Consider the following 25,307-nt stretch of genomic DNA (forward strand, 5'->3'; position numbering starts at 1 on the left):
GCCCCACTCTGAGGTAAAGTGAAAGCGCAGTATGTTATCATATTACACTTTCCCAAGTGCGATTCTGAGAGGCATTTTTACCATGTCGGCGAGCCAAATACCGTCCTCTGCTAGCGTAATTAAAGACTTACAAGCCATTGTGGGCGAGGACAAGGTCCGCAGCGATGCTGAAATCCTGCTCAGCCACGGTCGCGACTGGACCAAAGTCCACACTCCAGCCCCTTTGGCGGTGGTTTTTCCTCGCACGGTGGCCGAGGTGCAGGCCATTGTTAAACTGGCAAATACCCTAGAATTTGCCATTGTGCCCTCGGGCGGCCGCACCGGTTTGAGTGGTGGCGCCGTTGCCGCTAACGGCGAAGTGGTGGTGTCATTCGATTATATGAGCCATATCAGCGACTTCGATCCCATCGATCGCACCGTGGTTTGCCAAGCTGGCGTGATCACCGAGCAGTTGCAGGACTTCGCGGAAGATCGCGGCCTGTTTTACCCAGTAGACTTCGCCTCGGCGGGTTCTTCGCAGATTGGCGGCAACATCGCCACCAATGCCGGCGGCATTAAGGTTATTCGCTACGGCATGACCCGCGACTGGGTAGCGGGTTTAAAAGTGGTTACCGGCAATGGCGATTTGTTGGAATTGAATCGCGGTCTGCTGAAAAACAACGCTGGCTACGATCTGCGCCAACTCTTTATTGGCGCAGAGGGCACATTGGGGCTGATTGTTGAGGCTACCATGCAGCTGACCCGCCAGCCCAAAAATCTCACTGCCTTTGTCTTGGGCGTGGAAGATTTTAACGGCATTATGAATTTGTTTAATCGCTTTCAGGCCGAGATGGACCTGACCGCTTTTGAATTCTTCTCTGAGCAGGCGCTGCAAAAAGTGGTGGCCCACAGCAAAGTGCCGCGGCCCTTTGAGTCGGTCTGCCCGTATTACGCGCTGCTGGAATTCGAGTGCCTTAACGATGAGGTAGAGGCACAGGCCATGGCCTTGTTTGAAGCTTGCGTGGAAGAAGGTTGGGTTAGCGACGGCGTGATGAGCCAAAGCATAGAGCAGCTTAAAAATTTGTGGCGCCTGCGCGAGGATATTTCCGAGACCATTTCTAAGTGGACGCCCTATAAAAACGATATTTCCACCGTGATTTCAAAGGTGCCAGATTTCCTTGAGGCCGTCGAGAAGCTGGTAACTGCGCAGTACCCCGATTTTGAAATTATTTGGTTCGGCCATATCGGCGACGGTAATCTGCACCTGAATATTCTTAAGCCCGATGATTTGGATAAAGAAACCTTCTTTGCTCAGTGCGCGAAGGTCAGTGTTGGGGTGTTTGAAATTGTTGAGAAATTTGGCGGCAGCGTGTCGGCAGAGCACGGAGTGGGCTTGTTGAAGAAAGATTATTTGACTTATTCGCGCTCAGAGACAGAAATTGCCTTGATGCGCCAAGTGAAGCAGATATTCGACCCGAAAGGCTTGATGAACCCTGGCAAAATATTCGATTAAGGCGGAGCGGCTGTAATGAATTTGTATCGTCACCACTTTATCGACGGCAGTGAATTTGCCGCCGCGCCGGGCAAGCAGGTCTGTGTTGGTCGCAACTACGCCGAGCACGCTAAAGAGCTGGGTAACGAGATCCCTGACACGCCGCTGCTATTCATTAAACCCGCCACCGCCATGGTGGCTATGGCTGAACCCTTGGAATTACCCGCTGGCGATGGCAGCTGTCATCACGAGCTGGAATTAGCTTTGCTCATTGCTCAGCCTTTGAGCAAGGCCGCGCCTAGTGAGTGCCGCGCTGCGATTGCGGGAATTGGTTTAGCACTGGATCTCACTCTGCGGGATTTGCAGAGCGAGTTAAAAAAGAAAGGCCAACCCTGGGAGCGCGCCAAAGCCTTCGATGGCGCTAGCCCGCTGTCGGCGTTCATTCCCTTTGAGCAAGACTTGGATTTTGCTTCGTTAAAGTTGCGCTTAATGCGCAATGGCGGCGTGCAACAACAGGGCAGCTGCGCCGATATGCTGTTTTCAGTCGAAACCCTGCTCAGCGAAATCAGTCACAACTTTAGCCTAATGCCAGGCGATGTCGTGCTAACCGGCACCCCAGCGGGAGTAGGGCCGCTGTGTAGCGGTGATCATTTGCTGTGTGAGTTGGAAGGATTGCTGAAGGTAGAAACGGTCGTTCTTTAGCGGGAGGCGCGTGACGGGAGATGGTAAACGCTAAGATAAAGCAGTGCGCTGCCTTTGCGTTCTCCGTCTCCCGTCCAGCATTAAGCGGTAAGGGTTTTCACGCCTTCTGCCGTTCCCAGCAACAACACATCCGCAGGCCGGCAGGCAAACAAACCATTAGTCACCACGCCGGTAATATTATTGATCTGCTCTTCGGTTTTTTGCGGGGTGGCAATCATAAAGTCGTAAACGTCTAAAATGATATTGCCGTTGTCGGTGACGACGCCTTCGCGATAAACCGGATTGCCGCCGAGTTTAACCAGTTCCCGTGCTACATAGCTGCGCGCCATGGGGATGACTTCTACAGGCAGCGGAAAGGCGCCGAGGCGGTCAACCAGCTTGCTGCCATCGGCAATGCAAATGAATTGCTTGCTGGCAGCAGCGACGATTTTTTCGCGGGTCAGGGCGGCGCCGCCACCTTTGATTAGCTCGAGGCGTTCATTCGTCTCGTCGGCGCCGTCGACATACACCGCGATTGTGCCGCAGCTGTTTAACTCCAGTACTTCAATGCCGTGTTTACGCAGGCGCTGGGCCGAGGCTTCGGAGCTGGCGACGGTGCCTTTAATGTCATCTTTAAATTCGGCCAATAGATCGATAAAGAAATTGGCGGTAGAGCCAGTGCCAACACCGATGATTTCACCGTTGAGAATAGCGGGCTTGATGTTGTCGATCGCGGCTTGAGCTACCGCGAGTTTTAGCTCATCTTGTGTCATGGGTGGCCCTTGTTTTGGCTTTGTGGCGAGAGGTGCTGAGCCTGTGATTATAAAATTTGCAGCGTTCAATTGCGAGGTGGATTTCGGATTGAGCGTCGCGAGTGCAGCTATATTCGGAGTGAGTATGGACCTTGAGTGCTCAAGCTACGAGGCTTGGTTGGCCGAATTTAGGTATTTGGCCGAGGATGATGATTTGGTGTGGCTGGTTTCCTCGGCAAAAGGTGCTCACCTCGACGCCTATCGTGCAGGGGTGAGTCCCGCCGAGGAGTTGCAGGTGTTGGCTGATATGGCAGAGTGGCGGGGTTGTGGATGTGGCGGCGGTGGCGGCTAATGCTGCGCTTTGGCTTGAGACGCGGTAGACTTGCCCGCTGGAATTTTAGCGTTGCAGCCACGGCTGGCGTGTTAATGGAGACTGCGTAAAGCGATGCCCCAAAGCTATATAAAGAAAATCCTCAAAGCCCGTGTCTACGATGTGGCGATTGAATCCCCCGTGGATGAAATGCCAATACTGAGCAAGCGCTTGGCTAATAACGTATTGCTTAAGCGCGAAGATTTACAGCCGGTATTCTCCTTTAAGCTGCGCGGTGCTTATAACAAGATGATTAGCCTCACTGAGGAGGAGCGGCGCAAGGGCGTGGTGGCGGCCTCGGCGGGTAATCATGCGCAAGGTTTGGCCTTGGCCGCATTAAAGCTCGGCGTGAAGGCGACAATTGTTATGCCCAAAACCACGCCGCAAATTAAAGTTGACGCGGTGCGCTCCCGCGGCGGCAAAGTCGTTTTGCATGGCGACACTTACGACGAAGCCTCGGTATTTGCCAAGAAGCTTGTCGAAGAAAAAGGCATGGTTTACGTCCACCCCTACGACGACCCAGAAGTTATTGCTGGCCAGGGTACCGTGGGTATGGAAATTCTGCGCCAAGTAACTGGCCCTTTAGATGCCGTCTTTGTGCCCGTTGGGGGCGGCGGTCTCGCGGCTGGCGTAGCGGCGTATATCAAATATGTGCGTCCCGAAGTGAAAGTGATTGCTGTTGAGCCAGAAGATGCTGCCTGCTTAAAGTTGGCGATGGAAAAAGGTCGGCGAGCGATATTGCCCGAGGTGGGTATATTTGCCGATGGCGTTGCGGTGGCACAGATCGGCAAGGAAACCTTTCGGGTGCTCCGCAAGACTATCGATGGTGTTATGACGGCAACTACCGATGAGATGTGTGCGGCAATTAAAGATATTTTTGATGACACCCGCTCAATTGCCGAGCCCGCTGGTGCGCTGGCGCTGGCAGGTTTGAAAAAATACGTTGAGCAAAACGATTGCTCCGGCCAGACCTTGTTGGCAATAGACAGTGGCGCCAATACCAATTTTGATCGCCTGCGTTATATCGCCGAGCGCACCGAGATTGGCGAGCAGCGCGAGGCTATTCTCAGCGTCACCATTCCTGAGCGGGCGGGTAGCTTTAAAAAATTCTGTGCGGCGCTGGGGCGGCGCAATATTACCGAGTTTAACTACCGCTATAGCGATGATCGCGATGCTCAGATTTTTGTTGGGGTGTCGGTGGCGGCGGGCGGCGGCGATCGCAATGAATTGGTTGCAGCGCTACAGCAATTAGATTATCCGGTGGCGGATTTTACCGATAATGAAATGGCCAAGCTCCATATTAGGCACATGGTTGGCGGTCATCGTCCAGCAGCGGTAGAAAATGAGTTGCTGTATCGCTTTGAGTTTCCCGAGCGGCCCGGCGCGCTGATGAATTTCCTGACCAAGCTGGGCAATCGCTGGAATATCTCCCTGTTCCACTACCGCAATCACGGCGCGGCATATGGCCGAGTGTTGGTAGGATTGCAGGCGGTTAATGGTGAGCGCAAGGAAATTGAAGCCTTCCTTGATCAGCTGGCCTATCCCTATCATGAAGAAAGTAATAACCCCGCCTACAAGCTGTTTTTGAGCTAAGTATGGCGGTTAGTGCATACTCCGACCGCGCCGAGGGACGATCATGGTGCGGTCGGTGATAATCACATCTAAGCTAATATCCCAATCATCGATCGGCAGCGCAGAGACCTCTTGGCTGTGATGGGCGATGCCGATCAGCAGTGGTTTTTGCTGTGGTTTGCGATTTTTAAACGCAAAGCAGCGATCGTAAAAACCGCCGCCCATGCCCAATCGCCCGCCATTCTTGTCAAAGCCCGCCAAGGGTACTAACACAATATCCAGTTTGGTCGGTGACCTCGCGTCATAGCGCAAGCCCGCTGGTTCGCCAATACCGTAGCGATTTACGCGCAGCGCTTGGCGGGGGTGGTAGCGCTGAAAGCTCATGTGTTTTTGATCTGCGCAACCAAAGCGGATGCGGGGAAGGTAACAGTTTTTGCCTTGTAAAGCGGCGTGATGCAGCAGCAGAGCGGGAGAGATTTCGCCGTCACTGGCCTGATACGCGGCGACATGACGGGCGCGGCGATAGGCGCGGAGTTTGATGATGCGCTGCATTAATTGCTGGGCGGCCAGTTGCTGCTGGCTGGGTGAAATCTGCCGGCGGCGCGCTCTAAGGCTTTGGCGAAGTTGGTTTTTAAGCGCTGAGTTCATAGTCGCATTATAGCGCCTGAATACATGGTCTGGATAAGCGTTTAGAACTAGGTTTTAGAAAGGAATGTGGAAAAGCCCCAAGATACCGCTGGCCGCGTGGCCCTTGAACCCAGCGGTTCAAGGTGGAGTACTCCGCGAGATCTTTAGGCTTTCCGACAAGCGGACATGCACACGGATCTCGGCTGGAACACTCCGGGTATAAAAGCATCGGCTCAGGGGTCTAGACGGCCTAGCAAATATCCCAGGGTGGCGGTCAGTATAACGCCAGCTTTGGCCCAATAATAGGGCGGGGACGTAAGGGAATTAACTAATATCCAATTGCCGGCAGCGGTGCAGGGTTTCGTCTACTTTGTTGCTGATACGATTTACCGCGCTAGTTTCGGCTTCGCTGGGGGTGGCATTTTTCTTAGCTTGTAGCATTTCATAGCTGATGTTCAGCGCGGCCATAACGGCGATGCGCTCTAGGCCAACAACCTTGCCAGAGGTGCGAATACCGCGCATTTTTTGGTCGAGGAATTGCCCTGCTTGCATTAGCGCGCCCTGTTCTTCTAGGGGGCAGGCAACTTGGTATTCTTTGTCGAGAATTTTGATGACGAGGGTAGGTGTGCTCACGATTCTTTCTCCAGCGCACGCAGCCGCTGAATCATGGATTCAATTTTGGCGCGGGCAATATCGGTTTTTTCGATCAGTTGTTCGCGCTCAGTACGCCAGTGTCTGGCATCGGCTTTTAGTGCGCGGTTTTCTTTGTCTAATTGTTCACACAACTGGACAAGCTCGTCCACTTTTCGTTCCACAAGTTGCAACTGTCGCTCATCCATACTTAGACCGCGTCCGTACCCAGAAAAAGATCAGATTATAGTAGAGTGTGGCTCGTATGCGGGTCAATGCAATTAATCTGAGGCGTAATTGACGGTGGCGAGCCAAAAGTCTTTATTGCTCATCTCATTAGAAATTCGATTTTATGGTGGCGCAGCGCTACCATTGCGAACTTATATGTATTGATGGATTTATTCTCATGGCCGCCAGTTTAGAGCACGACGATCTCGCTAATCTTTTTCTCAGCCTCGGTGCCTTGCAGCCGCCCGCTGAACTACACGGCTATGCCGCGGGTTTTATTTCGGTAGGTGGTCGTTTAGAACAGGACGGCTGGCTGCAACACTGCGTGGATTTGCTGGATTGTGAAGCGCCAAACCCCGAACAGAGTGACGCGCTCTATACAGTGTATTGCACGGCTTTATTGAGTCTAGAGTCCGGTGAAATGGATTTGGAATTACTGCTGCCCGACGACGAGTTTGATCTAGACCAGCGCATTGCCAGTCTTGGTCAGTGGTGCCAGGGCTTTTTGACTGGTTTTGCCATGGCCGGAAAGCAGCAAGCGAGCGATGATAAAAGCTATTCTGGGGAGCTTACCGAGGCGATTAGCGATATTGCCGCCATTGCCCAGGTTTCCGCCGATGAAGGCGATGACGAAGAGGGCGAACAGGATTATTTTGCGGTGAGCGAATACGTGCGCATTGCCGCAATGACGATTTTTGTTGAGTGTAATGCGTCGTCAGTTGGCCATGCTGTGGGTAATACCGACGGCCGTTTGCACTAAATTCTTTGGCCCCAGCCATGGCGTTGCCAGTGGCTGTGATAAGCTCAGCGGTACAATATAGCTGCAGTGTTTTAACTAATGATGAGAGCCCCATGACGATAAGCATGCAGGAATTTGCCCGCCGCCGGAAAAATTTAATGGCTTCGATGGAGCCGGGCAGTATCGCTATTGTCCCTGCGGCCAAAATGGTGAGCCGTAATAGCGACACCGAATACCCCTTTCGTCAAGACAGTGATTTTTATTATCTCAGCGGGTTTGATGAACCGGATGCGGTATTGGTGTTGCTGCCTGGTCGCGCCAATGGCGAAGTGGTGTTGTTTTGCCGCGACCGCGATCCGGCCATGGAGTTGTGGACGGGTTACCGCGCTGGTCCAGAAGGTGCTTGTGCCAAGTATGGTGCCGATGACGCCTTCCCTGTAGCGGATATTGACGATATTCTGCCGGGGCTATTAGAAGGGCGTCAGCGGGTCTATTACGCCATGGGCCGCCACACCGAATTTGACCAGCAAGTGATGCAGTGGGTGAATGTGATTCGCTCTAAGGTGCGCACCGGCGCCCAGCCTCCGGGGGAGTTTTTGGATCTGGATCACCACCTGCATGATCTGCGTTTGTATAAATCTGCCGCGGAGCTAAAAGTGATGCGCCGCGCCGGAGAAATTTCGGCAGAGGCCCATTGCCGGGCAATGCGCCTGTGTCGTCCCGGTGTCTTTGAATATCAGTTGGAGGCCGAAATACTCCACGAATTTGGCCGCAATGGTGCCCGTTATCCCGCCTACAGTACGATTGTTGGCGCCGGTAAAAATGGCTGTATTCTGCATTATGTGGAAAATAGCTGCGAGATTCGCGACGGCGATTTGGTTTTGATTGATGCCGGTTGCGAGCTGCATTACTACGCGGCGGATATTACCCGCACCTTCCCAGCCAATGGCCGTTTTTCGCCAGAGCAGCGCGCCCTCTACGAGGTGGTGTTGGATTCTCAAAAAGCCGCGATTGCCACGATTAAAGCCGGCAATCACTGGAATCAGGCTCATGATGCCACCGTGCGCGTGATTACTGCGGGCTTGGTTAAGCTAGGTCTGCTCAGTGGTGAAGTTGACGTCTTAATTGCCAGTGAAGCTTACCGCCCCTTTTATATGCATCGCGCCGGCCACTGGCTGGGTATGGATGTGCACGATGTGGGCGATTATAAAGTTGGCGGTGAGTGGCGGGTGCTGGAAGAGGGTATGGTGATGACCGTCGAACCAGGTATTTATGTGGCGCCAGATAATCTCAATGTCGACGCCAAGTGGCGAGGCATTGGCATTCGCATTGAAGACGATGTTGTCGTTACCAAAACCGGCTGCGAGATATTAACTTCGGCGGTGCCTAAGGACGCTGATGAAATTGAAGCGCTGATGGCGGAGGCCCGACTTGCCGCACACTGATTACGATGTGGTTATTGCTGGCGGCGGCATGGTTGGCGCCAGTCTGGCCTTGAGTCTCTATGTCCATAGTGGCGGAAAACTCCGTGTGTTGGTAGTTGAGAGTTTTGCTTTGCCACCCTTGGCGGAGTCTGGTGTGCCAGCTTATCGGCCGAGTTTTGATGCCCGCGCCACGGCATTGTCCTTTGGTAGTCAGCAAATTTATCAGGAGCTTGGTGTTTGGTCTCTGTTGAATGAGCATCTGAGTACTATCTCTCAAGTACATGTGTCAGACCGGGGTCACTTTGGCAGTGTGCTGATGACCGCCGAAAGTCAGGGCTGGCAAGCCTTGGGTTATGTGGTTGAAAACATGTGGTTGGGCAATGTCTTGCTCAATCATTTACGGCAACATACTAATATTGAATTTTTATCGCCAGCCAAGGTTAGTGGTATTCAGATCGCCGACGGCTATGCAAATTTGACGATACTCGACGGTGAAGCGTCTCGCGATATTACGAGCCAGTTGGTGGCGGTGGCCGATGGCGCAGAGTCAGGTTTGCGCGCTCAGTTGGGTATTTCGGCAACGGTTGCTGACTATCATCAGGTCGCGGTCATTGCCAATGTGGCCACTGAGCGGCCCCACAATGGCTGCGCCTTTGAGCGCTTTACCGAGCGTGGCCCGCTGGCATTGCTACCGTTGGTTAATGATGGCAGCGGCGAATCGCGCTCGGCCTTGGTGTGGACCTTCCCCGAGAATATGGCAGAGGAGGTCATGGCTTGGTCGGAGTCGGAATTTTTGGCCGAATTACAGCGCAATTTTGGCTACCGTTTGGGGCGATTGCAAAAAGTCGGGCAGCGGGCCTCCTTCCCGCTGCAATTAATGCAGGCCGACGAGCAGGTGCGGCGGCAAGTAGTGGTGTTGGGTAACGCTGCGCATTCATTGCACCCCGTGGCAGGGCAGGGCTTTAACTTAGCGCTGCGCGATGTGGATTGCCTGAGCCGCATGCTGGCAATGGCGCAGCGCGAGGGCCGCGACTTGGGCAGCTTGGGTTTATTGCAGGGCTATGTCGCGAGTCAGGAAGTGGACCAGCGCGTGACCACGGCGTTTTCCGATCAGCTTACCGGTATTTTCAGCAACCGGCAGCCGGTGCTGAGTGTGGTGCGCAATTTGGGTTTATTGTTATTAGATGTCACGCCAGCGGCTAAGTCGCGGTTTGTGGCCCGAGCTGCGGGCATTATGCCCGGTTCGTCAGCGGAGTCTTGGTAATGTCGGCAAGCATAGCTGAATTTGATCTAATCATTGTTGGCGCTGGCTTGGCGGGGGCTGCACTGGCCGTGGCGCTGGCGGATTTGCCACTCAAAATTGCGCTGGTTGAGGGGCAGGCTGTGCGCGACGGCTGGCCGCCGTTGGAAGAGAGCGTAGTCGATTACGACGCCCGGGTGAGCGCGCTCACCGAAGGTTCGCGGGAGTTTCTCGAGCAGCTTGGGGTGTGGTCTGAGATTAGTGGTCGCCGAGTCTGTGCCTACACCGATATGGAGGTGTGGGACGGCGAGGGCACAGGGCGTATTCACTTTGCCGCCAGCGAAGTGAAGCGCGCTGCGCTGGGGCATATTGTTGAAAATCGCCTGCTCAATGCTGCGCTGATTAATCATCTGCGAGAATTGGCGGGGGTGAAATGCTATTTTGCCTGCCCAGTGGCGGCGATGGAGCAGCAAAGCGGCGGCGTGGCGCTAAGCTTGGCCGATGGCCGCGTGCTGCGCAGCCCCGTGGTGGTTGCCGCCGATGGCGCCAATTCGCGAATTCGCGACTGGGCCGGCTTTGTAACCCGCGAGTGGGATTATCATCATCACGCGATTGTGGCGACCATTGAAACCGCAGAGGGCCATAAGAATACCGCGTGGCAGCGTTTTCAGCCTGAGGGGCCGCTGGCATTCCTGCCCTTGCCTGATACGGCGGGCGAGCAGCGTTATTGCTCCATTGTGTGGTCGGCGCTGCCCGAGCAGGCCGAGCAATTAATGGCCATGGATGACGACGCCTTTTGTCGGGAGCTGGGCGCCAAGTTTGAGCATCGCTTGGGGAATATTGTGGCCTGTAGTCGGCGAGTAAGTTTTCCGCTGCGCCAGCGCCATGCCGCCGATTATGTGAGCGGAGGGATCGTGTTGCTTGGCGATGCCGCGCATACCATTCACCCCCTTGCCGGCCAAGGAATAAACCTCGGTTTTCAAGATGCCATGGTATTGGCTGAGGAGTGTCGTCGTGCCTGTGAGCGGGGCCTAAGCCTCACCGACTCCGGCGCTTTATCGCGTTATCAGCGCCGTCGCAAAGGCGGTAATTTGGCGATGATGGCCATGATGGAAGGCTTTCAGCATTTATTTGAGACCCCAGTTATGCCCCTGCGTTTGCTGCGTAACACCGGCATGACTTGGCTGAATAAGGCGCTGCCTTTAAAGCGACAGATTATCGCAAAAGCGATGGGCATTTCTGGGCCGCTGTGATGTTGCAGTAGGCTTGACGGGGCGGTAGACGCAAAGAGGTGCCGGAAGACGGGCGTGGGTGTTACGCCTAAGCTTGTATCGCTATACCTTGTTAATTTTGAATTATCAACGGAAGTCATTGAGAATTTTAATGATAATAATTATCATCTACGCCCGAGTTTGATATGAGAGGCGTTGATGATGTTTAGAATCGCGGCACGGCTAGTAACAATTTTGGTAGTAGTGGGTTTAGCCGCCTGCGGTCGCAATACGCCTCCCGCCGACAGTGCGACAGGTCCCGAACTCGTCGTGTACAGCTCGCGCATTGAACAGCTCATCAAACCTATTTTTGACGACTTTACCAAAGAAACTGGCATTCGCATTCGCTATGTCACCGATGAAGCCGGCCCGCTGTTGGCGCGGATGCGCGCTGAGGGCGAAAACTCCCCCGCTGATATGCTGATTACCGTCGACGCCGGCAACTTATGGCAGGCGGCGGAGTTAGGTGTGTTAGCGCCAATTGAGTCGGCAAGCCTCAAGGCCAATGTGCCCCCAGCGCTGCGCGATGAGCGGGGGCGTTGGTATGGCGTTTCCATTCGGGCGCGCACCATTGTTTACGCCTCTGATAGGGTTAAGCCGGAAGAGCTGTCGACCTATGAAGATCTTGCCAGCGAGCAGTGGTCTGGTCGCCTGTGTTTGCGCACCGCAAAAAAGGTCTACAACCAATCCTTAGTAGCTAGTTTGATCGTCGCCCTAGGTAAGGAAAAGGCCGAAGAGGTTGTTAGCGGCTGGGTGGATAATTTAGCGGTGGCGCCGTTTTCGAGTGACAATAAAGTTATTGAGGCGATTGATGCCGGTCAGTGTGATGTCGGTTTAGTGAATACCTATTATTTGGCCAGAATGCTGGGCGATGACCCCAGTTTAGCCATTGGTTTGTTTTGGGCGAATCAACAGGGTGAAGGTGCTGCTGGACGAGGTGTGCACGTCAATATTTCGGGCGCGGGTGTAACCAAGGCTAGCAAGCATAAGGCCGAAGCACAGCGTCTGCTGGAGTGGATGTCTGGGCCGGCGGCGCAATTTGATTTTGCGAGTTTAAATCAAGAGTACCCTGTTAATGATGCGACCGAGCCATCGGCCCTGATTCAGCAGTGGGGTAGTTTTAGTGCTGACACCATGCCAATTGGCGAGGCCGGTCGCTTGCAAGGCGAGGCTATCAAAATGATGGACCGCGTGGGTTATCGCTAAGTGCAGAGCTCAGGGTTGGTGATGACGGCCACACCGCAGCGGGGTGTGAGTGCGGCGGTGTGGCTATTGCGCGGCGTTGGTCTGCTGGCTGTGCTGGGCGTGCTAGCGCCGATTTTGGTGATAGTGCTGAGCTGGTCGTCTGAGCAAACCGATATTTGGCAGCATTTAATTGCCACCCAATTGGGCGGTCTGCTGGCCAATACGCTGACTTTGTTGGTGGGGGTGGGCATCTCGGTAAGCGTGCTGGGCATCGCATTGGCGTGGTTTACGGTGATGTGTGACTTTCCTGGGCGAGCCTGGTTTGAGTGGCTGTTGATGCTGCCCATGGCGGTGCCGGCTTATGTTATGGCCTTTGTTACTCTCGGTTTCTTTGACTTTGGTGGCCCCCTGCAGAGTTTTTTGCGGGCTAATGTTGGCCAAGCCTATGGCAGTGTGGATGTGCGCAGCGAGCTCACGGTGATTGTGGTGTTTTCGCTGGTGCTCTACCCCTATGTGTATATGTTGGCGCGCAGCGCATTTTTGTCCCAGAGCAGTGATACCATCGAAGCCGCGCGGGTTTTAGGCTGTAACGGCTGGCAGGCATTTTTTCGTGTTGCTCTGCCAATGGCGCGGCCTGCCATTATTGCGGGGGTGAGTTTGGCCTTGATGGAAACTCTTGCCGATTTTGGCACGGTGGCCATTTTTAATTACGACACCTTTACTACCGCTATTTATAAATCCTGGTTTGGTTTTTTTAATTTGCAGGCTGCGGCCCAGTTGGCCTCTATTTTGTTGCTGTTTGTGGCGCTGACCCTGTTTGCTGAGCGCCGCTCGCGGGGCGGCCGCCGCTTTGTGCAGGGCGCTCGGCTGCAACATCGTTTTCGTTTTGCCGTCGCGCCATTCACCGCGTGGTTAATGACCTTGGTGTGCAGTCTAGTTTTACTCCTAGCGTTTCTATTGCCAGTAGTGCAATTAGTGTCGTGGGCCGTCGCCGCGGGATCGGCGCAGTTGGATCGCCGTTTTTTTGAATTATTACAACACTCGCTGTCGCTAGCTGGTCTGGCGGCCCTAATTACGGTGGCGCTGGCCCTCGTACTGGCCTTTAATCGCCGGCAAAAGAGCCGGCTTAGTTCAATCTTTGGCTCGGCGCAATTGGGCTATGCTCTGCCCGGCTCGGTGTTGGCGGTCGGTATTATGCTGTCCTTCACCTATATTGATAATCAGTTTTTAATACCACTGCAGCGGCTGTTTGGGATGACGCCAGCGCCGGTGCTCGTGGGCTCTTTGCTGACCCTGTTGGCCGCGTATTGGATTCGCTTTTTGGCAGTCGCGAGTGGCCCGCTGGAGTCGGGTTTGGAGCGCATTCGGCCGAGCTTGCCTGAGGCGGCGCGCACCTTGGGCGCTAGTGGTGGCGCGCTAGTGTGGCGGATTTATTTGCCGATGCTGCGACCAGGTTTGTTAACTGCAGCAGTACTGGTATTTGTCGATGTAATGAAAGAAATGCCTGCTACCCTGTTATTGCGACCCTATGGTTGGGATACCTTGGCGGTACGAATATATGAAATGACGTCTGAGGGCCAGTGGCAGCTTGCGGCACTGCCCGCATTGGCGCTGGTAGCGGCGGGATTAATACCTGTGATAATCAGTATCCGTCAAAGTCGTCACTGAGCACTTTGTATTTATCGGCAGCGGCGTTAAAATGCGCCCATCTTACGCCTACGTTTTAGAGGACGGCCTTAAATGAGCAATACCCCCAGCGAATTGAAATACGCTAGCACCCACGAGTGGGCCCGTCTTGAGTCAGACGGCACGGTTACCGTGGGCATTAGTCACCACGCTCAGAACGCACTAGGTGATGTCGTGTTTATCGACCTGCCGGAAGTGGGCGCTGAATACTCTGCCGGTGATGAAGCCGCGGTAGTTGAGTCGGTGAAGGCGGCGTCGGATATATACGCGCCGGTGTCTGGCGAAATAATCGAAGTGAACGAAGCCCTTGATGAAAGCCCCGAGACGGTAAACGAATACCCGTATAGCGATGGTTGGTTTTTCCGCATTCAGCCTTCGGATCTTAGCGAGCTGGATAATTTGCTCGACGCCGAAGCCTACGACGAGCAGTGCGACGAGTAATCTCGCCCGCGTTTGTGTTGCAGTGACTAAGCGGCCATTGGCCGCTTAGTTATAAAAATAATAATTTGTTAGGATCGCCGCGTTTTTACCGCAAGCTAATCACTGGCCAGCCGGCCTCAACGGCGTAATCGCGCAGTTTGTCGTCGGGGTCGACAGCAACGGGTTTGTCCACTACCTTGAGCAGCGGTAAATCATTGTGAGAGTCGCTGTAAAAGTAACTGCCGTCCAAGTTTTTATTGTTGGCTGCTAGCCATTCTTCTAAACGCTGAACTTTACCGCTTTGAAAACAGGGAGTGCCCGTGGGCTTGCCGGTATAGCGACCGTCGATGATTTCGGCTTCGCTGGCGAGCAGGGTGTCAATCCCGAGCGCGGCGGCAATGGGCGCCGTGACGAAACTATTGGTCGCGGTAATAATCATAAGAAAGTCGCCGGCATCGCGATGTTGCTTGATCAGTGCGTCGGCTTTGGGCAGGCGCAACGGCGCAATGTATTTGGCCATGAAGGTTTGGTGTAGCTTATTTAGCTCGGCGCTGGAAAAGCGGCTCAAGGGAGCTAGCGCAAAACTTAGGTAGGCGTGTATATCTAAGCCGCCCTGTTGGTATTGGCGGTAAAACTCGTCGTTCTGTTGTTGAAACTCAGCGCTGTCGACAATGCCCTCGCTGGTTAAGAACTCCCCCCAAGCGTGGTCGCTATCGCCGCCGAGTAGGGTGTTGTCGAGGTCAAAAATTGCCAGTGCCATAGTAGATTGTTTTCCAAGGGGTCAAGGTCGTTATACAGTCCGCTAGCATAGCGTCTGCGGGCGGCTATTTCACCTTTCCTCGAGAGACTTAGCTTGGTGAATTCCCAGTGTGGTCAATTTGTGGAACAATAGAAAACAGACATAAAATCAAACCTGTAGGTGAGCTCGTGATAGATTCGGATGGATTCCGCCCAAATGTTGGCATCGTGCTTGCGAATGAGTGCGGCCAAGTTTTGTGGGCGCGCCGAGTTGGTCAGAGCGCTTGGCAATTTCCCCAAGGTGGCATCCATGAGGGTGAGTCGCCAGAAGCGGCCCTGTATCGCGAGTTATACGAGGAGGTCGGCCTGCGCGAAGAAGATGTCGATATGCTGGCCTGCACGCGCGGCTGGTTGCGTTATCGTTTGCCGCAACGCTTGATTCGCCGTGAAAACAAGCCTCTGTGTATTGGCCAAAAGCAAAAGTGGTTTCTACTGCAAATGAAAACCGACGATGCCAAAGTGAGCTTCGATTGCGGTGATAAAGCCGAATTTGATCACTGGCAGTGGGTGAGCTACTGGTATCCGCTGGGCCAGGTGGTAGCATTTAAACGCGAAGTTTACCGTCGCGCTATGAAAGAGTTGGCGCCGCGTCATGCCCGTTTAGTTAAAGACAGCGGCCATGGTCTTGGTGACTTGCGATGATGCTTGAAGCGCTACGCAGTATAGTCCAGGCGGTAAACGCGGCTGACGATCTGCAATCGGCGCTAGATATTATCGTTACCCGTATTGCCGAGGTAATGAATACTGAAGTGTGCACGGTTTATTTGCGAGACCCAGATACCAAGCGTTTAATTTTTATGGCTAACCAAGGTCTTAATCCCGAGCTGATTGGCAAGGTGAGTCTTGGGCCCGACGAGGGTTTGGTGGGTTTAGTGGCACGTAGGGAGGAGCCGGTAAACCTCGATCACGCCGAGAAACACCCCAACTTCTTGTTTCTACCCGGTATAGGTGAAGAGCATTATCACTCCTTTCTCGGGGCGCCAATTATTCATCAGCGCTCGGTGATGGGGGTGTTGGTTGTTCAGCAAAAAGATAGCCGCCGCTTTGATGAAGATGAAGAAGCCTTTCTAGTGACCATGTCGGCGCAGTTGGCTGGGGTAATTGCTCACGCCCGCGCGACCGGTTCGATCAATACTGCTCAGAACACCGTGGGTGCCACTGCATCGTTCAAGGGTATTGCCGGTGCCACTGGCGTGGCGATTGGTCAAGCGGCGGTAGTGGTGCCAATGGCCGAGTTACATTCAGTGCCGCGCCGTCAATGCGACGATGTGGCGGCGGAGTTAAAGGCCTTTACCGCTGCACTGGATGCGGTGCGCAGTGATATTCGTGCACTTAGTGATAAATTACTCACCCAGCTGCCCGCCGACGAACACGCACTGTTTGATGTTTATTTGCGGATTATGGACGATGGTGCCTGGGTGGCCGAAGTCGTTGAAAAAATTGAGGGCGGGGAGTGGGCTCAGGGTGCATTGAGTCAGGTTATGTCCAGTCATATTCGCGCCTTTGAAATGATGGAAGACACCTATTTTAAAGAGCGCGCCACGGATATAAAGGATTTGGGTCGGCGGGTTTTGTCCTATCTGCAGGCTAACGATATCGAGCCGCCAGATTATCCTGAAAGAACAATCTTGGTCGGTGAAGAGCTCACTGCGTCGATGCTTGGTGAAGTTCCCCGCGAAAAGCTGGTTGGCATGGTGTCGGTGCGGGGTTCGAGTAATTCCCATGTGGCGATATTGGCTAGGGCCATGGGTATTCCTACGGTGATGGGGGCGAGCGACTTGCCCTATACCCAAATCGAAAACGCCAATCTGATTGTCGACGGCTATTCGGGTTACGTTCACTATAATCCGACTCCCGAAGTGTATGAGCATTTTCGCTCAGTCTCTGAGGAAGATCACGCCCTGAATCAGGGCTTGGAAGCCTTGCGCGATTTGCCCAGCGAAACCTTAGACGGTCACCGCATGCCGCTGTGGGTTAATACCGGTTTGATGGCGGATGTTGCCCGCTCTCTGGATCGAGGCGCCGAAGGGGTGGGTCTATACCGCACCGAGATTCCTTTTTTGCTGCGCGAGCGCTTTCCCAGCGAAGAGGAGCAGCGCGTAATTTACCGCGAGCAGCTGCTGGCGTTTGCGCCACTGCCGGTCACTATGCGGACTTTGGATATCGGCGGCGACAAAGCCTTACCGTATTTCCCGATTGACGAAGAAAACCCCTTTTTGGGGTGGCGAGGAATCAGGGTGACCTTGGATCATCCAGAAATATTTCTCGTTCAGGTCCGCGCGATGCTTAAGGCCAGTGAAGGCTTAAATAATTTGCGCATTATGTTGCCAATGATCAGCAATGTGCAGGAAGTGGATGAGGCCCTAGAGTTGGTGCGCAGGGCTTACGAAGAGTTGTTGGAAGACGGGTGGGATATTAATCTGCCACCGATTGGGGTCATGGTTGAAGTGCCTGCAGCGGTTTATCAGGCGCGGCAATTGGCGCGGCGGGTCGATTTTTTGTCGGTGGGCTCAAATGATTTAACCCAGTATTTGCTGGCAGTTGATCGCAATAACACCCGAGTTGCCGATCTTTATCACGCCTATCATCCGGCAGTTTTAAATAGTTTGCAGCAGGTTGTCGACGCCGCGCATGCCGAGGGTAAACCAGTAGGAATTTGCGGAGAGTTGGCCGGAGATCCTGCGGCAGCCTTGATCTTGATGGCGATGGGTTACGATATGCTGTCGATGAACGACAATAGCTTGTTGCGGGTTAAGGCGGTTATTCGCAGCTGTCGTTTTGAGGATTTACAGGGTCTGCTCGATGGGGTGATGCTGGTAGATACTGCCGACGAGGTTAAGGCTCAGCTGCGCAAAGCCATGATTAATATTGGCATGGAGCGTTTGCTACAGCAGACGTCAGGTGGCGTTTAGTACCGTTGGCGCTAAGCTGTGGGTTTGGTGGCAAAGTGCTTTAGGGATTGCGGCTGTAAAAAATCGGCTTGCTGGGGGGCGGTATTATAAATTTGCTCCCAAAAGTCCCAGTGGCCGTCTAGGCCGAGGCTAACGATGCTGCTGGAGCGGGTCCCGTAGCCGAGGTCTTTGGCAATTACAAAGCGGCTAGATAAAGTACGGTGTATTGCCTCCTCATGATGGCCGCTGCTGCTAGGGTCTTGCAGCATGCTTAGAAGCCTCTGGTGTTCTGCGCCTTGCGTTAATGCAGCATTCATATCGCGTTCCCCCTTCATCGTTTTTTCATTGCGACTACTCTGCGGGATATTGCCAATGGCGTGAGTGCCGGGCGGTAGTAACTGCCAACTTGGCTCCATATTGTTGCTGTAGCCCAGCTCTAGGCCATCAAAGGCGATAAAGTTAAAGGGCCGATACTTGGCTTTTTCGAGTTCTAATCGTGCAAGGTGGCTGCGGGTATCGTCATTGCTGAGTAGAAAGTTTTTGACGAGATCGCCACGACTGCGATCGCCACGAGCTTCAACTTCGCGAAGATTTGTAACGGCGGCGAAGCGACCGTTGCGGCTAACGCCCAGCCAGCTACCGCCATATTCGAGATCGCGGCCAGCTAAAATTTGTGGGTAATCTGGCCAGAAGTCGGCGGCGAGGGTGGGGCGTGAATAAAATTCGTCACGATTAGCGGCAATAATGAGTGGCTGGTCTGGCAGCTTTTGCCAAGACAATAAAATCAGGCACATGGACACTACGCTGTTGTTTGTAAGTGGAGCTGGTCATAATAGCAGCTTTGCGCGAAGTCGAGGTGGTCTATGGTAGTGCTGATATATCTTGGGGTCGGCGCTATTGCTGGTTTTGCTGCAGGATTATTTGGCGTGGGTGGTGGCTTGGTGATTGTGCCAGCGCTGGTGGTTTGTTTTGCAGTTTTGGCTGTTCCGGAAAATATTTCGATGCAGCTGGCGGTGGGGACATCCTTGGCCGCCATCGTGGTTACTTCGCTTAGCTCGGTGCGGGCACATCACAAAATGGGCAATATCGACTGGTTGAGCTGGCGCGGTTTGGCGCCGGGTATTGCGCTTGGCGTGATGCTGGGGGTTACCATCGCGAGCGCCCTGTCAGCAGAGTCATTAAAACTCGCTTTTGGGGTTTTTTCCCTGCTTATTGCTGCGTATATGGGGTTGGCAGTGCAGCCGCGAGCAACAAGGCAGCTGCCAGGTGTGGCGGGGCTGTTGCCGGTGGGCGTGGGAATTGGTTTTTTTTCCGCGCTATTTGGCGTGGGCGGCGGTTCCTTGAGCGTACCCTACTTGACTTGGTGCAATATGCGAATGCAGGCAGCAGTAGCGACGTCAGCGGCCTGCGGGGTGCCGATTGCTATTGTGGGTGCAATGAGCAATATGGTGGCGGGTTATGGTCATGAAAGTTTGCCTGCCTACAGCACCGGTTTTGTGTATTGGCCTGCGTTAATGGGTTTGGTTTTACTGAGCGCGCCCTGCGCCAAATGGGGCGCGCAACTCGCTCAGCGGTTATCGGCGGTGCATTTGCGTCGCGCATTCGCGGGGTTTTTATTGGTGGTTGGAAGTCAGTTTATTTGGGGAGCACTGTAGGGCATGTTGAGACATCCTGATATCGATCCGGTTGCGTTGCAGCTTGGACCACTTTCGATACATTGGTACGGGCTTATGTATTTGGCAGGTTTTGCCGCCGCGTGGTTTCTGGCTAAGCGTCGCAGTCACCAGCCATGGAGTCCTCTCAATGAAGCCCAAGTAGAGGATTTAATTTTCTACGGTGCAGTTGGGGTAATCTTGGGTGGTCGGTTTGGCTATGTGATGTTTTATAATTTCCCTCAATTTTTACAGGATCCGCTGTGGCTGTTTCGGGTCTGGGAGGGAGGGATGGCCTTCCATGGTGGCTTACTAGGCGTGATAATTGCGGTGGCGCTATACGCCCGAAAAATTAAAGTGCCGGTGGTGTCGCTCTGGGATTTTATTGCGCCGTTGGCGCCAATTGGCTTGGGGCTGGGTCGCATCGGTAATTTCATCGGCCAGGAATTGTGGGGGCGGCCGACCGATGGCTCGTGGGGAATGCTGTTCCCGCGCGACCCATCGCAATTGCCTCGGCACCCTTCGCAGCTTTATCAGTTTGCTCTAGAGGGCGTGTTGTTATTTGTGATTTTATTTTTCTTTACCCGTAAACAGCGGCCGCCCCTGGCGGCGGGTGCACTGTTTTTGCTGTGTTACGGAAGTTTCCGCTTTGTGGTGGAGTTTGTTCGTGAGCCCGACCGCCATATTGGCTTCGATGCACTGGGTTGGCTTACGCGGGGGCAGGAATTATCGCTGCCTATGATTATAATTGGCGGATTTTTACTGGCGTTGGCGTATAAGCGCAGCGCAGCCAATGGTAAGGCGGGGAAATAATATGCAGCAGTATCTCGATTTGTTGCGAGATGTTCGTGACAACGGCACCGACAAAGGTGATCGCACTGGGGTGGGTACGCGTTCGGTGTTTGGTCGCCAGCTGCGCTTTGATCTGCAGCAGGGCTTCCCGCTGATGACCACCAAAAAAGTGCATTTGCGCAGTATTATTTGCGAGTTAATTTGGTTTTTGCAGGGCAGTTGCGACAATAACTGGCTGCGCGAGCGGGGCGTATCTATTTGGAATGAATGGGCCCTAGAAAATGGCGATTTAGGACCTATTTACGGCAAGCAGTGGCGCAGTTGGGCCTGTCCTGACGGTAGCACTATCGATCAAATTAGCGAAGTTATCGACATGATTCGTCGCAAGCCCGATTCGCGGCGCTTGTTGGTGAATGCTTGGAACCCAGCAGATCTTCCCGATGAGTCGCTAAGCCCGCAAGAGAATGCGCGTCGTGGTCGCGCGGCGCTGCCGCCCTGCCACACTTTATTTCAGTTTTATGTCGCCAATGGTCGGCTGTCTTGTCAGCTCTATCAGCGCAGTGCGGATCTATTTCTGGGGGTGCCTTTCAATATCGCCAGCTATGCTTTACTAACGCACATGATCGCCCAGCAGTGTGATTTGGATGTTGGCGATTTCGTGCATACCTTTGGTGATTGCCACCTCTATCAAAATCATCTAACCGACGAAATCGTTGAAGAGCAGCTCCGGCGCAGGCCAAGGCCTCTGCCAAAGCTTGTGATAAAACGGCGGCCTGAATCAGTGTTCGACTACGACTTTGAAGATTTTGAGTTTGCGGGTTACGAGCCTTATCCGGGTATAAAAGCGCCTATCGCTGTTTGATGTTGGGGAATTCATGTCTGTAAGTATTTCGATGATTGTCGCGATGGCGAATAACCGCGTGATAGGTGTGAACAATGAGTTGCCTTGGCACTTGCCGGCAGATCTCAAGCATTTTAAGGCGACAACCATGGCCAAGCCAATTGTGATGGGGCGCAAGACGTGGGAGTCCATCGGCAGGCCATTGCCGGGGCGGCGCAATATTGTGGTGAGTCGGCAAGCCGATTATGTTGCAGAAGGCGCTGAGGTGGTCGCCAGTGTGGACGCGGGGATTACTTTGGCGACAGCGCACGCAATGGCGGCGGATTTGTCGGAAATTGTGATAATTGGCGGCGAGACGATATACCGCAGTGCACTGGCGCAAGCCCAAAAAATCTATTTAACCGAGGTCGATGTCAGTCTAGATGGCGACGCTTGGTTTCCCGAATTGTCAGAAAATGAGTGGAAAGAGACCGCTAGAGAGTGTTACCCCGTAACAAATTCTGAGAGCTTGGCCTATAGCTTTGTCACTTTGCAGCGAATTTCCGTTGAGTAGCAAGTAATTTGTACAAATAACAAACAGAGCTTAGGTGCCGCAGTGGCATAGAGCTCCTTATTGAACGTTACTCAAAAAATAAATATTGTTACCTTAGTTCTCGAATTTGTAACGCATCAACCCAGCAAGAAGGCAATATCTTTTATATTACGAAACATTTAGTTTTCTCGTTGATTCTTACGTTTGCTCATGATTAAAATAAGCTCCGCTGTATGAAAGCACGGTCTTACGACTGGCCGTACGGCTGAACAAGATAATAAGCTCTGCTTTCACTAAACGTCCCAAATAGGAAAAGCAATTCCCATGAAAACGCAACGATTGAAGACAATCGCGCTAGCGGTCGGTATGGCTGTTGGTATGCTGGCTGTGTCGCCGGCCTACTCAGCTGATACTACTGCTGGGCAAGATCCTGCGGCAGCACAACTGCCACCCCCTAAACCACTGATTCCTGTAAGCAAGGTTCTTGAAGTAGGTCAAAAAAGAACTGCAGCAGCGAAAAAGTCACAAATTAAAATCGACCGTCTGGCAGCAGATACTGGTGATTTGCTACAAGACTACAAGATCGTAATGAAGCAAGTAGATGGTTTGCGCATCTACAACGGTCGTCTTGAAAAACAAATTGCAGGTCAGTTACGCCGTATTGCTAGTCTGGAAAAGTCAGTTGACGAAGCAACGATCATTCAGCGTCAAATTACACCTTTGTTGATGCGTATGATCGATGGTCTTGAACAGTTCGTTAGTCTGGACGTGCCTTTCCACATCGATGAGCGTAAAGAGCGTGTTGAGTTCCTGCGCAGCAATATGGATCGCTCAGATATCACCATCGCTGAGAAATTCCGTCAGGTTCTTGAAGCATACAAAATCGAGAACGAATACGGTCGTAAAATTGATAGCTACAAAGGCGTAGCGCTTGTTGCTGGTTCTGAGCGTGATGTTAATTTCTTGCGTATTGGTCGCATTGGTTTGATGTATCAAACTACCGATGGCGAGCAGTCTGGCGCTTGGGATCAAGACAAGCGTAGCTGGGTTGAATTGGATGCTGGCGACTACCGCGGCGCGATCCAAAAGGGTCTGCGTATTTCGAATAAGCAGGCATCTATCGATATTATGAAACTCCCGATTCCTGCTCCGGAGGCTGCTAAATAATGAAACGTAATCTATTTAACGCCGCAGTGCTTGCGTTTAGCGGTATGATTGCCGTTGCAGCTATGCCGGCTATGGCAGAAGATGCCAAGTCCCTAGATGAACTTCTGAAAATGGTTGAACAAGGCCGTGTTTCAGAAATTCGCGAACACAGAGAGCGCGAACAGCGTTTTGCCGCTGCTCGTTACGACCAGCAAAAAACACTGGACGAAGCTAAGCGCACTTTGGCAGCAGAAGAAAAGCGTTCTTCGGATCTTGAGAAAACCTTCGAAGAAAACGAGACCGTGATCACTGAGCGTCAGCGTACGCTTAAAGAACGTCTGGGTACCCTGACTGAATTGTTTGGTCACCTGACATCTACAGCTGGTGATTTGCGCTCTAACTTCCAGTCATCACTCATTAGTATTCAGTTCCCACAGCGTGAACAGTTTATCGATGATTTGATCGCTAAAATGTCTGGTGCTGAAGAGCTGCCTAGCATTGAAGAAATTGAACGCGTTTGGTTCGAACTTCAGCGTGAAATGACTGAGTCTGGTCGCGTTGTTAAATTCCGCACTACTGTAACCAGTGCTGGCGGCGAGAAGAGCGAGCAGGACGTTGTCCGTGTTGGTACCTTCAACGCTGTTAATAGCGAAGGTGAATACCTGCAGTACATCGCAGAGAATGGCACCTTGGCTGTACTGTCTCGTCAACCTACTCGCTACATGAGCTGGGCAGAAGATTTGGCTGGCGCTTCGTCAGGCATGCATCCCTTTGGTATCGACCCTACAGGTCCTACCGGTGGTTCATACTTGGCCGCTTTGATTGATAGCCCGACTTTAACCGAGCGTTGGCACCAAGGTGGTGTGGTTGGTTACGTTATCAGTGCCGTTGGTGCTCTGGCTATGCTGATCGCTATTTGGCGCTTGATTGTTCTTTCAATCGAAGACATGAAAGTTAACAGCCAGCTGAAAACTAAGAAAGCCAATAGCAATAACAGCCTTGGTCGTGTGTTGAAAGTCCATGAAGATAATCCAAGCATGGATCCAGAGACTCTGGAGCTGAAACTGTCAGAAGCAATTCTGAAAGAAACTCCGCGCTTAGAGAACTCGCTCAACTTGCTGAAAATTATTGCCGCAGTTGCCCCGCTACTGGGTCTGCTGGGTACCGTAACCGGTATGATTATCACCTTCCAGGCCATCACCATCTTTGGTGCTGGTGATCCAAAAGCAATGGCTGGCGGTATCTCTGGTGCACTGGTAACTACTGTACTCGGTCTGGTGGTAGCGATCCCAACAGTTCTGCTGCACACATTTGTGAGCGGTCGGGCCAAGAAGATTATCCATGTTCTTGACCAGCAAACTACGGGCATCATTGCCGAACACACGGAAGGTCACGCGGGGAATTAAGCGATGTACCTACTGAATGAATGGGCGGAGATAATTCGACGATTCATGGATGCAGGCGGCGACGTTCTTTGGGCCATCGCCGGCCTGACTTTCCTGATGTGGACTCTCGCTCTTGAAAGACTTTGGTATTACAAATTTGAGCTGTCGAAAGACGTCAACGGTGCCATTGGTAGCTGGGAAAAGCGCACAGAGCGTAAATCTTGGAATGCCAAGCGAATTCGCGAAAAGCTGATATCCCAAGTATCACTTAAAATTAATGCGAGTTTGCCAATGATCCAAACAATGGTGGCACTGTGTCCACTATTAGGGTTGTTGGGTACTGTTACCGGTATGATTGAAGTGTTTAACATCATGGCGGTAACGGGTGGCGGCGATGCTAAATCGATGGCCGGCGGTGTTTCAAAAGCAACAATCCCGACAATGGCGGGTATGGTTGCAGCTTTGTCAGGCGTTTTCATCAATACTTATGTTAAAAGTATTGCAGAACGTGAGAGCGAGCTTTTGGAAGACCATCTGACAACAGATCACTAAGAGAGCTAACATGAGAAGGAATAAAAGAGGCGGACAAGAGGATAATCCCTCTGAAATAGACTTGACGCCGATGCTCGACGTTGTGTTTATCATGTTGATCTTCTTTATTGTAACAGCGTCCTTTATTAAGGAAGCTGGCGTTGAGGTGAATCGCCCAGACGCGTCAACATCAAGCAAAAAAGAGAATGTTAATATTCTGATTGCAGTCACAGCAACTAATGAAATCTGGATTGATAAACGCCGGGTTGATAAGCGCGCTGTTCGCTCTGTTGTTGAGCGGATGCACGCTGAAAATCCAAAAGGTGCCGTGGTTATTCAGGCTGATAAAGCCTCGAATACCGAGACGGTTACTGCGGTTATCGACGCTAGCCGATCGGCTGGTGTATACGATGTTTCATTGGCCACTGAAGACAGCTGATCAA

Annotated in this window: 27 protein-coding genes and 1 other RNA gene; 21 read left to right on the plus strand and 7 right to left on the minus strand. The window is 52.8% G+C overall.

Translation table 11 applies throughout. From position 1 onward, the window contains the following. The first annotated feature begins 82 nt into the window (after positions 1-82). Both AB4876_RS07545 and AB4876_RS07550 read left to right on the plus strand, forming a co-directional pair. A complete protein-coding gene (locus AB4876_RS07545; RefSeq protein WP_368381040.1) occupies positions 83-1,492 on the plus strand; it encodes a D-2-hydroxyglutarate dehydrogenase in 1,410 nt (469 codons plus the stop codon). Between the two features lie 15 nt (positions 1,493-1,507). Continuing rightward, the gene (locus tag AB4876_RS07550) at positions 1,508-2,173 is read left to right on the plus strand and encodes a fumarylacetoacetate hydrolase family protein (protein ID WP_368381041.1); all 666 of its coding nucleotides are present in this window, start codon (positions 1,508-1,510) and stop codon (positions 2,171-2,173) included. A gap of 80 nt (positions 2,174-2,253) precedes the next feature. Here AB4876_RS07550 and rpiA read toward each other — a convergent pair whose 3' ends face one another. Further along, on the minus strand, positions 2,254-2,925 hold the full coding sequence (rpiA, locus tag AB4876_RS07555; RefSeq protein WP_368381042.1) for a ribose-5-phosphate isomerase RpiA: 672 nt from the start codon (positions 2,923-2,925) through the stop codon (positions 2,254-2,256). Positions 2,926-3,049: 124 nt separating this feature from the next. On the opposite strand from rpiA, the gene AB4876_RS07560 reads away from it, so the two are divergent. Both AB4876_RS07560 and ilvA read left to right on the plus strand, forming a co-directional pair. After that, complete coding sequence (locus tag AB4876_RS07560) at positions 3,050-3,256, plus strand: hypothetical protein (RefSeq protein WP_368381043.1); 207 nt, start codon at positions 3,050-3,052, stop codon at positions 3,254-3,256. A gap of 93 nt (positions 3,257-3,349) precedes the next feature. Further along, on the plus strand, positions 3,350-4,867 hold the full coding sequence (gene ilvA, locus AB4876_RS07565) for a threonine ammonia-lyase, biosynthetic (protein ID WP_368381044.1): 1,518 nt from the start codon (positions 3,350-3,352) through the stop codon (positions 4,865-4,867). A gap of 9 nt (positions 4,868-4,876) precedes the next feature. On the opposite strand, the gene AB4876_RS07570 is transcribed toward ilvA, so the two are convergent. The 4 genes from AB4876_RS07570 to AB4876_RS07585 all read right to left on the minus strand — a co-directional run bounded on the left by AB4876_RS07570 (position 4,877) and on the right by AB4876_RS07585 (position 6,276). Continuing rightward, positions 4,877-5,494: a 5-formyltetrahydrofolate cyclo-ligase gene (locus tag AB4876_RS07570; protein ID WP_368381045.1), complete on the minus strand. Its 618-nt coding sequence runs from the start codon at positions 5,492-5,494 to the stop codon at positions 4,877-4,879. Positions 5,495-5,564: 70 nt separating this feature from the next. Continuing rightward, positions 5,565-5,745, minus strand: a non-coding RNA gene (gene ssrS / locus AB4876_RS07575) — 6S RNA. A gap of 52 nt (positions 5,746-5,797) precedes the next feature. Further along, positions 5,798-6,106, minus strand: coding sequence for a cell division protein ZapA (locus AB4876_RS07580; protein ID WP_368381046.1), 309 nt, complete (start codon positions 6,104-6,106; stop codon positions 5,798-5,800). Then, entirely contained in the window at positions 6,103-6,276 is a 174-nt protein-coding gene (locus AB4876_RS07585; RefSeq protein ID WP_231856169.1) for a TIGR02449 family protein, read from the minus strand. Before AB4876_RS07585 ends, AB4876_RS07580 begins: the two co-directional genes overlap by 4 nt. 233 nt (positions 6,277-6,509) lie before the next feature. On the opposite strand from AB4876_RS07585, the gene AB4876_RS07590 reads away from it, so the two are divergent. From AB4876_RS07590 to gcvH, 7 genes are all read left to right on the plus strand, one after another. Next, positions 6,510-7,091 (plus strand): UPF0149 family protein, encoded by a 582-nt coding sequence (locus AB4876_RS07590; RefSeq protein WP_368381047.1) that lies wholly within the window; start codon positions 6,510-6,512, stop codon positions 7,089-7,091. 92 nt (positions 7,092-7,183) lie between these two features. Beyond that, positions 7,184-8,515, plus strand: coding sequence for a Xaa-Pro aminopeptidase (gene pepP, locus AB4876_RS07595; protein WP_368381048.1), 1,332 nt, complete (start codon positions 7,184-7,186; stop codon positions 8,513-8,515). After that, a complete protein-coding gene (gene ubiH, locus AB4876_RS07600) occupies positions 8,502-9,758 on the plus strand; it encodes a 2-octaprenyl-6-methoxyphenyl hydroxylase (protein WP_368381049.1) in 1,257 nt (418 codons plus the stop codon). Before pepP ends, ubiH begins: the two co-directional genes overlap by 14 nt. Then, complete coding sequence (locus tag AB4876_RS07605) at positions 9,758-10,987, plus strand: FAD-dependent monooxygenase (protein WP_368381050.1); 1,230 nt, start codon at positions 9,758-9,760, stop codon at positions 10,985-10,987. The genes ubiH and AB4876_RS07605 overlap by 1 nt, the downstream gene beginning before the upstream one ends. A gap of 177 nt (positions 10,988-11,164) precedes the next feature. Further along, positions 11,165-12,211, plus strand: coding sequence for an extracellular solute-binding protein (locus AB4876_RS07610; RefSeq protein ID WP_368381051.1), 1,047 nt, complete (start codon positions 11,165-11,167; stop codon positions 12,209-12,211). A 21-nt stretch (positions 12,212-12,232) separates the two neighbouring features. Continuing rightward, the gene (locus AB4876_RS07615) at positions 12,233-13,858 is read left to right on the plus strand and encodes an ABC transporter permease (RefSeq protein ID WP_368381052.1); all 1,626 of its coding nucleotides are present in this window, start codon (positions 12,233-12,235) and stop codon (positions 13,856-13,858) included. Between the two features lie 72 nt (positions 13,859-13,930). Further along, positions 13,931-14,317 (plus strand): glycine cleavage system protein GcvH, encoded by a 387-nt coding sequence (gene gcvH / locus AB4876_RS07620; protein WP_368381054.1) that lies wholly within the window; start codon positions 13,931-13,933, stop codon positions 14,315-14,317. A gap of 85 nt (positions 14,318-14,402) precedes the next feature. Here gcvH and AB4876_RS07625 read toward each other — a convergent pair whose 3' ends face one another. Continuing rightward, positions 14,403-15,056, minus strand: coding sequence for a histidinol-phosphatase (locus AB4876_RS07625; RefSeq protein WP_368381056.1), 654 nt, complete (start codon positions 15,054-15,056; stop codon positions 14,403-14,405). 167 nt (positions 15,057-15,223) lie between these two features. On the opposite strand from AB4876_RS07625, the gene rppH reads away from it, so the two are divergent. Then, positions 15,224-15,736, plus strand: coding sequence for an RNA pyrophosphohydrolase (gene rppH, locus AB4876_RS07630; protein WP_368381057.1), 513 nt, complete (start codon positions 15,224-15,226; stop codon positions 15,734-15,736). Then, positions 15,736-18,006 (plus strand): phosphoenolpyruvate--protein phosphotransferase, encoded by a 2,271-nt coding sequence (gene ptsP, locus AB4876_RS07635; RefSeq protein ID WP_368381124.1) that lies wholly within the window; start codon positions 15,736-15,738, stop codon positions 18,004-18,006. The genes rppH and ptsP overlap by 1 nt, the downstream gene beginning before the upstream one ends. Before the next feature lie 11 nt (positions 18,007-18,017). Here ptsP and AB4876_RS07640 read toward each other — a convergent pair whose 3' ends face one another. Then, entirely contained in the window at positions 18,018-18,779 is a 762-nt protein-coding gene (locus AB4876_RS07640; RefSeq protein WP_368381059.1) for an NRDE family protein, read from the minus strand. A gap of 69 nt (positions 18,780-18,848) precedes the next feature. On the opposite strand from AB4876_RS07640, the gene AB4876_RS07645 reads away from it, so the two are divergent. The 8 genes from AB4876_RS07645 (at position 18,849) to AB4876_RS07680 (ending at position 25,303) form a co-directional block, all read left to right on the plus strand. After that, entirely contained in the window at positions 18,849-19,640 is a 792-nt protein-coding gene (locus AB4876_RS07645; RefSeq protein ID WP_368381060.1) for a sulfite exporter TauE/SafE family protein, read from the plus strand. A 3-nt stretch (positions 19,641-19,643) separates the two neighbouring features. Next, positions 19,644-20,450 carry a prolipoprotein diacylglyceryl transferase gene (gene lgt, locus AB4876_RS07650; RefSeq protein WP_368381061.1) on the plus strand — a complete coding sequence of 269 codons (807 nt, stop codon included), beginning with the start codon at positions 19,644-19,646 and terminating at the stop codon, positions 20,448-20,450. 1 nt (position 20,451) lies between these two features. Continuing rightward, positions 20,452-21,291: a thymidylate synthase gene (locus AB4876_RS07655; RefSeq protein ID WP_368381062.1), complete on the plus strand. Its 840-nt coding sequence runs from the start codon at positions 20,452-20,454 to the stop codon at positions 21,289-21,291. Positions 21,292-21,304: 13 nt separating this feature from the next. After that, positions 21,305-21,823 (plus strand): dihydrofolate reductase, encoded by a 519-nt coding sequence (locus AB4876_RS07660; protein ID WP_368381063.1) that lies wholly within the window; start codon positions 21,305-21,307, stop codon positions 21,821-21,823. Between the two features lie 303 nt (positions 21,824-22,126). After that, complete coding sequence (locus tag AB4876_RS07665) at positions 22,127-22,969, plus strand: DUF3450 domain-containing protein (protein WP_368381064.1); 843 nt, start codon at positions 22,127-22,129, stop codon at positions 22,967-22,969. Beyond that, positions 22,969-24,354: a MotA/TolQ/ExbB proton channel family protein gene (locus tag AB4876_RS07670; protein WP_368381065.1), complete on the plus strand. Its 1,386-nt coding sequence runs from the start codon at positions 22,969-22,971 to the stop codon at positions 24,352-24,354. Before AB4876_RS07665 ends, AB4876_RS07670 begins: the two co-directional genes overlap by 1 nt. A 3-nt stretch (positions 24,355-24,357) precedes the next feature. Beyond that, positions 24,358-24,885, plus strand: coding sequence for a MotA/TolQ/ExbB proton channel family protein (locus AB4876_RS07675; RefSeq protein WP_368381066.1), 528 nt, complete (start codon positions 24,358-24,360; stop codon positions 24,883-24,885). Between the two features lie 10 nt (positions 24,886-24,895). Then, positions 24,896-25,303 (plus strand): ExbD/TolR family protein, encoded by a 408-nt coding sequence (locus AB4876_RS07680; RefSeq protein WP_008252309.1) that lies wholly within the window; start codon positions 24,896-24,898, stop codon positions 25,301-25,303. Positions 25,304-25,307 lie beyond the last annotated feature (4 nt).

The organism is Zhongshania guokunii (genome assembly GCF_040892635.1).
In the GTDB taxonomy this organism is placed as follows: domain Bacteria; phylum Pseudomonadota; class Gammaproteobacteria; order Pseudomonadales; family Spongiibacteraceae; genus Spongiibacter; species Spongiibacter guokunii.

What these genes read in the sequence shown, in the direction of transcription:
- AB4876_RS07545 (WP_368381040.1), top strand. Translation starts at nt 83, where the DNA reads ATGTCGGCGAGCCAAATACCGTCCTCTGCTAGCGTAATTAAAGACTTA.
- AB4876_RS07550 (WP_368381041.1), top strand. Translation starts at nt 1,508, where the DNA reads ATGAATTTGTATCGTCACCACTTTATCGACGGCAGTGAATTTGCCGCC.
- rpiA (WP_368381042.1), bottom strand. Translation starts at nt 2,925, where the DNA reads ATGACACAAGATGAGCTAAAACTCGCGGTAGCTCAAGCCGCGATCGAC.
- AB4876_RS07560 (WP_368381043.1), top strand. Translation starts at nt 3,050, where the DNA reads ATGGACCTTGAGTGCTCAAGCTACGAGGCTTGGTTGGCCGAATTTAGG.
- ilvA (WP_368381044.1), top strand. Translation starts at nt 3,350, where the DNA reads ATGCCCCAAAGCTATATAAAGAAAATCCTCAAAGCCCGTGTCTACGAT.
- AB4876_RS07570 (WP_368381045.1), bottom strand. Translation starts at nt 5,494, where the DNA reads ATGAACTCAGCGCTTAAAAACCAACTTCGCCAAAGCCTTAGAGCGCGC.
- AB4876_RS07590 (WP_368381047.1), top strand. Translation starts at nt 6,510, where the DNA reads ATGGCCGCCAGTTTAGAGCACGACGATCTCGCTAATCTTTTTCTCAGC.
- pepP (WP_368381048.1), top strand. Translation starts at nt 7,184, where the DNA reads ATGACGATAAGCATGCAGGAATTTGCCCGCCGCCGGAAAAATTTAATG.
- AB4876_RS07605 (WP_368381050.1), top strand. Translation starts at nt 9,758, where the DNA reads ATGTCGGCAAGCATAGCTGAATTTGATCTAATCATTGTTGGCGCTGGC.
- AB4876_RS07610 (WP_368381051.1), top strand. Translation starts at nt 11,165, where the DNA reads ATGATGTTTAGAATCGCGGCACGGCTAGTAACAATTTTGGTAGTAGTG.
- AB4876_RS07615 (WP_368381052.1), top strand. Translation starts at nt 12,233, where the DNA reads ATGACGGCCACACCGCAGCGGGGTGTGAGTGCGGCGGTGTGGCTATTG.
- gcvH (WP_368381054.1), top strand. Translation starts at nt 13,931, where the DNA reads ATGAGCAATACCCCCAGCGAATTGAAATACGCTAGCACCCACGAGTGG.
- AB4876_RS07625 (WP_368381056.1), bottom strand. Translation starts at nt 15,056, where the DNA reads ATGGCACTGGCAATTTTTGACCTCGACAACACCCTACTCGGCGGCGAT.
- ptsP (WP_368381124.1), top strand. Translation starts at nt 15,736, where the DNA reads ATGCTTGAAGCGCTACGCAGTATAGTCCAGGCGGTAAACGCGGCTGAC.
- AB4876_RS07640 (WP_368381059.1), bottom strand. Translation starts at nt 18,779, where the DNA reads ATGTGCCTGATTTTATTGTCTTGGCAAAAGCTGCCAGACCAGCCACTC.
- AB4876_RS07645 (WP_368381060.1), top strand. Translation starts at nt 18,849, where the DNA reads ATGGTAGTGCTGATATATCTTGGGGTCGGCGCTATTGCTGGTTTTGCT.
- lgt (WP_368381061.1), top strand. Translation starts at nt 19,644, where the DNA reads ATGTTGAGACATCCTGATATCGATCCGGTTGCGTTGCAGCTTGGACCA.
- AB4876_RS07655 (WP_368381062.1), top strand. Translation starts at nt 20,452, where the DNA reads ATGCAGCAGTATCTCGATTTGTTGCGAGATGTTCGTGACAACGGCACC.
- AB4876_RS07660 (WP_368381063.1), top strand. Translation starts at nt 21,305, where the DNA reads ATGTCTGTAAGTATTTCGATGATTGTCGCGATGGCGAATAACCGCGTG.
- AB4876_RS07665 (WP_368381064.1), top strand. Translation starts at nt 22,127, where the DNA reads ATGAAAACGCAACGATTGAAGACAATCGCGCTAGCGGTCGGTATGGCT.
- AB4876_RS07670 (WP_368381065.1), top strand. Translation starts at nt 22,969, where the DNA reads ATGAAACGTAATCTATTTAACGCCGCAGTGCTTGCGTTTAGCGGTATG.
- AB4876_RS07675 (WP_368381066.1), top strand. Translation starts at nt 24,358, where the DNA reads ATGTACCTACTGAATGAATGGGCGGAGATAATTCGACGATTCATGGAT.
- AB4876_RS07680 (WP_008252309.1), top strand. Translation starts at nt 24,896, where the DNA reads ATGAGAAGGAATAAAAGAGGCGGACAAGAGGATAATCCCTCTGAAATA.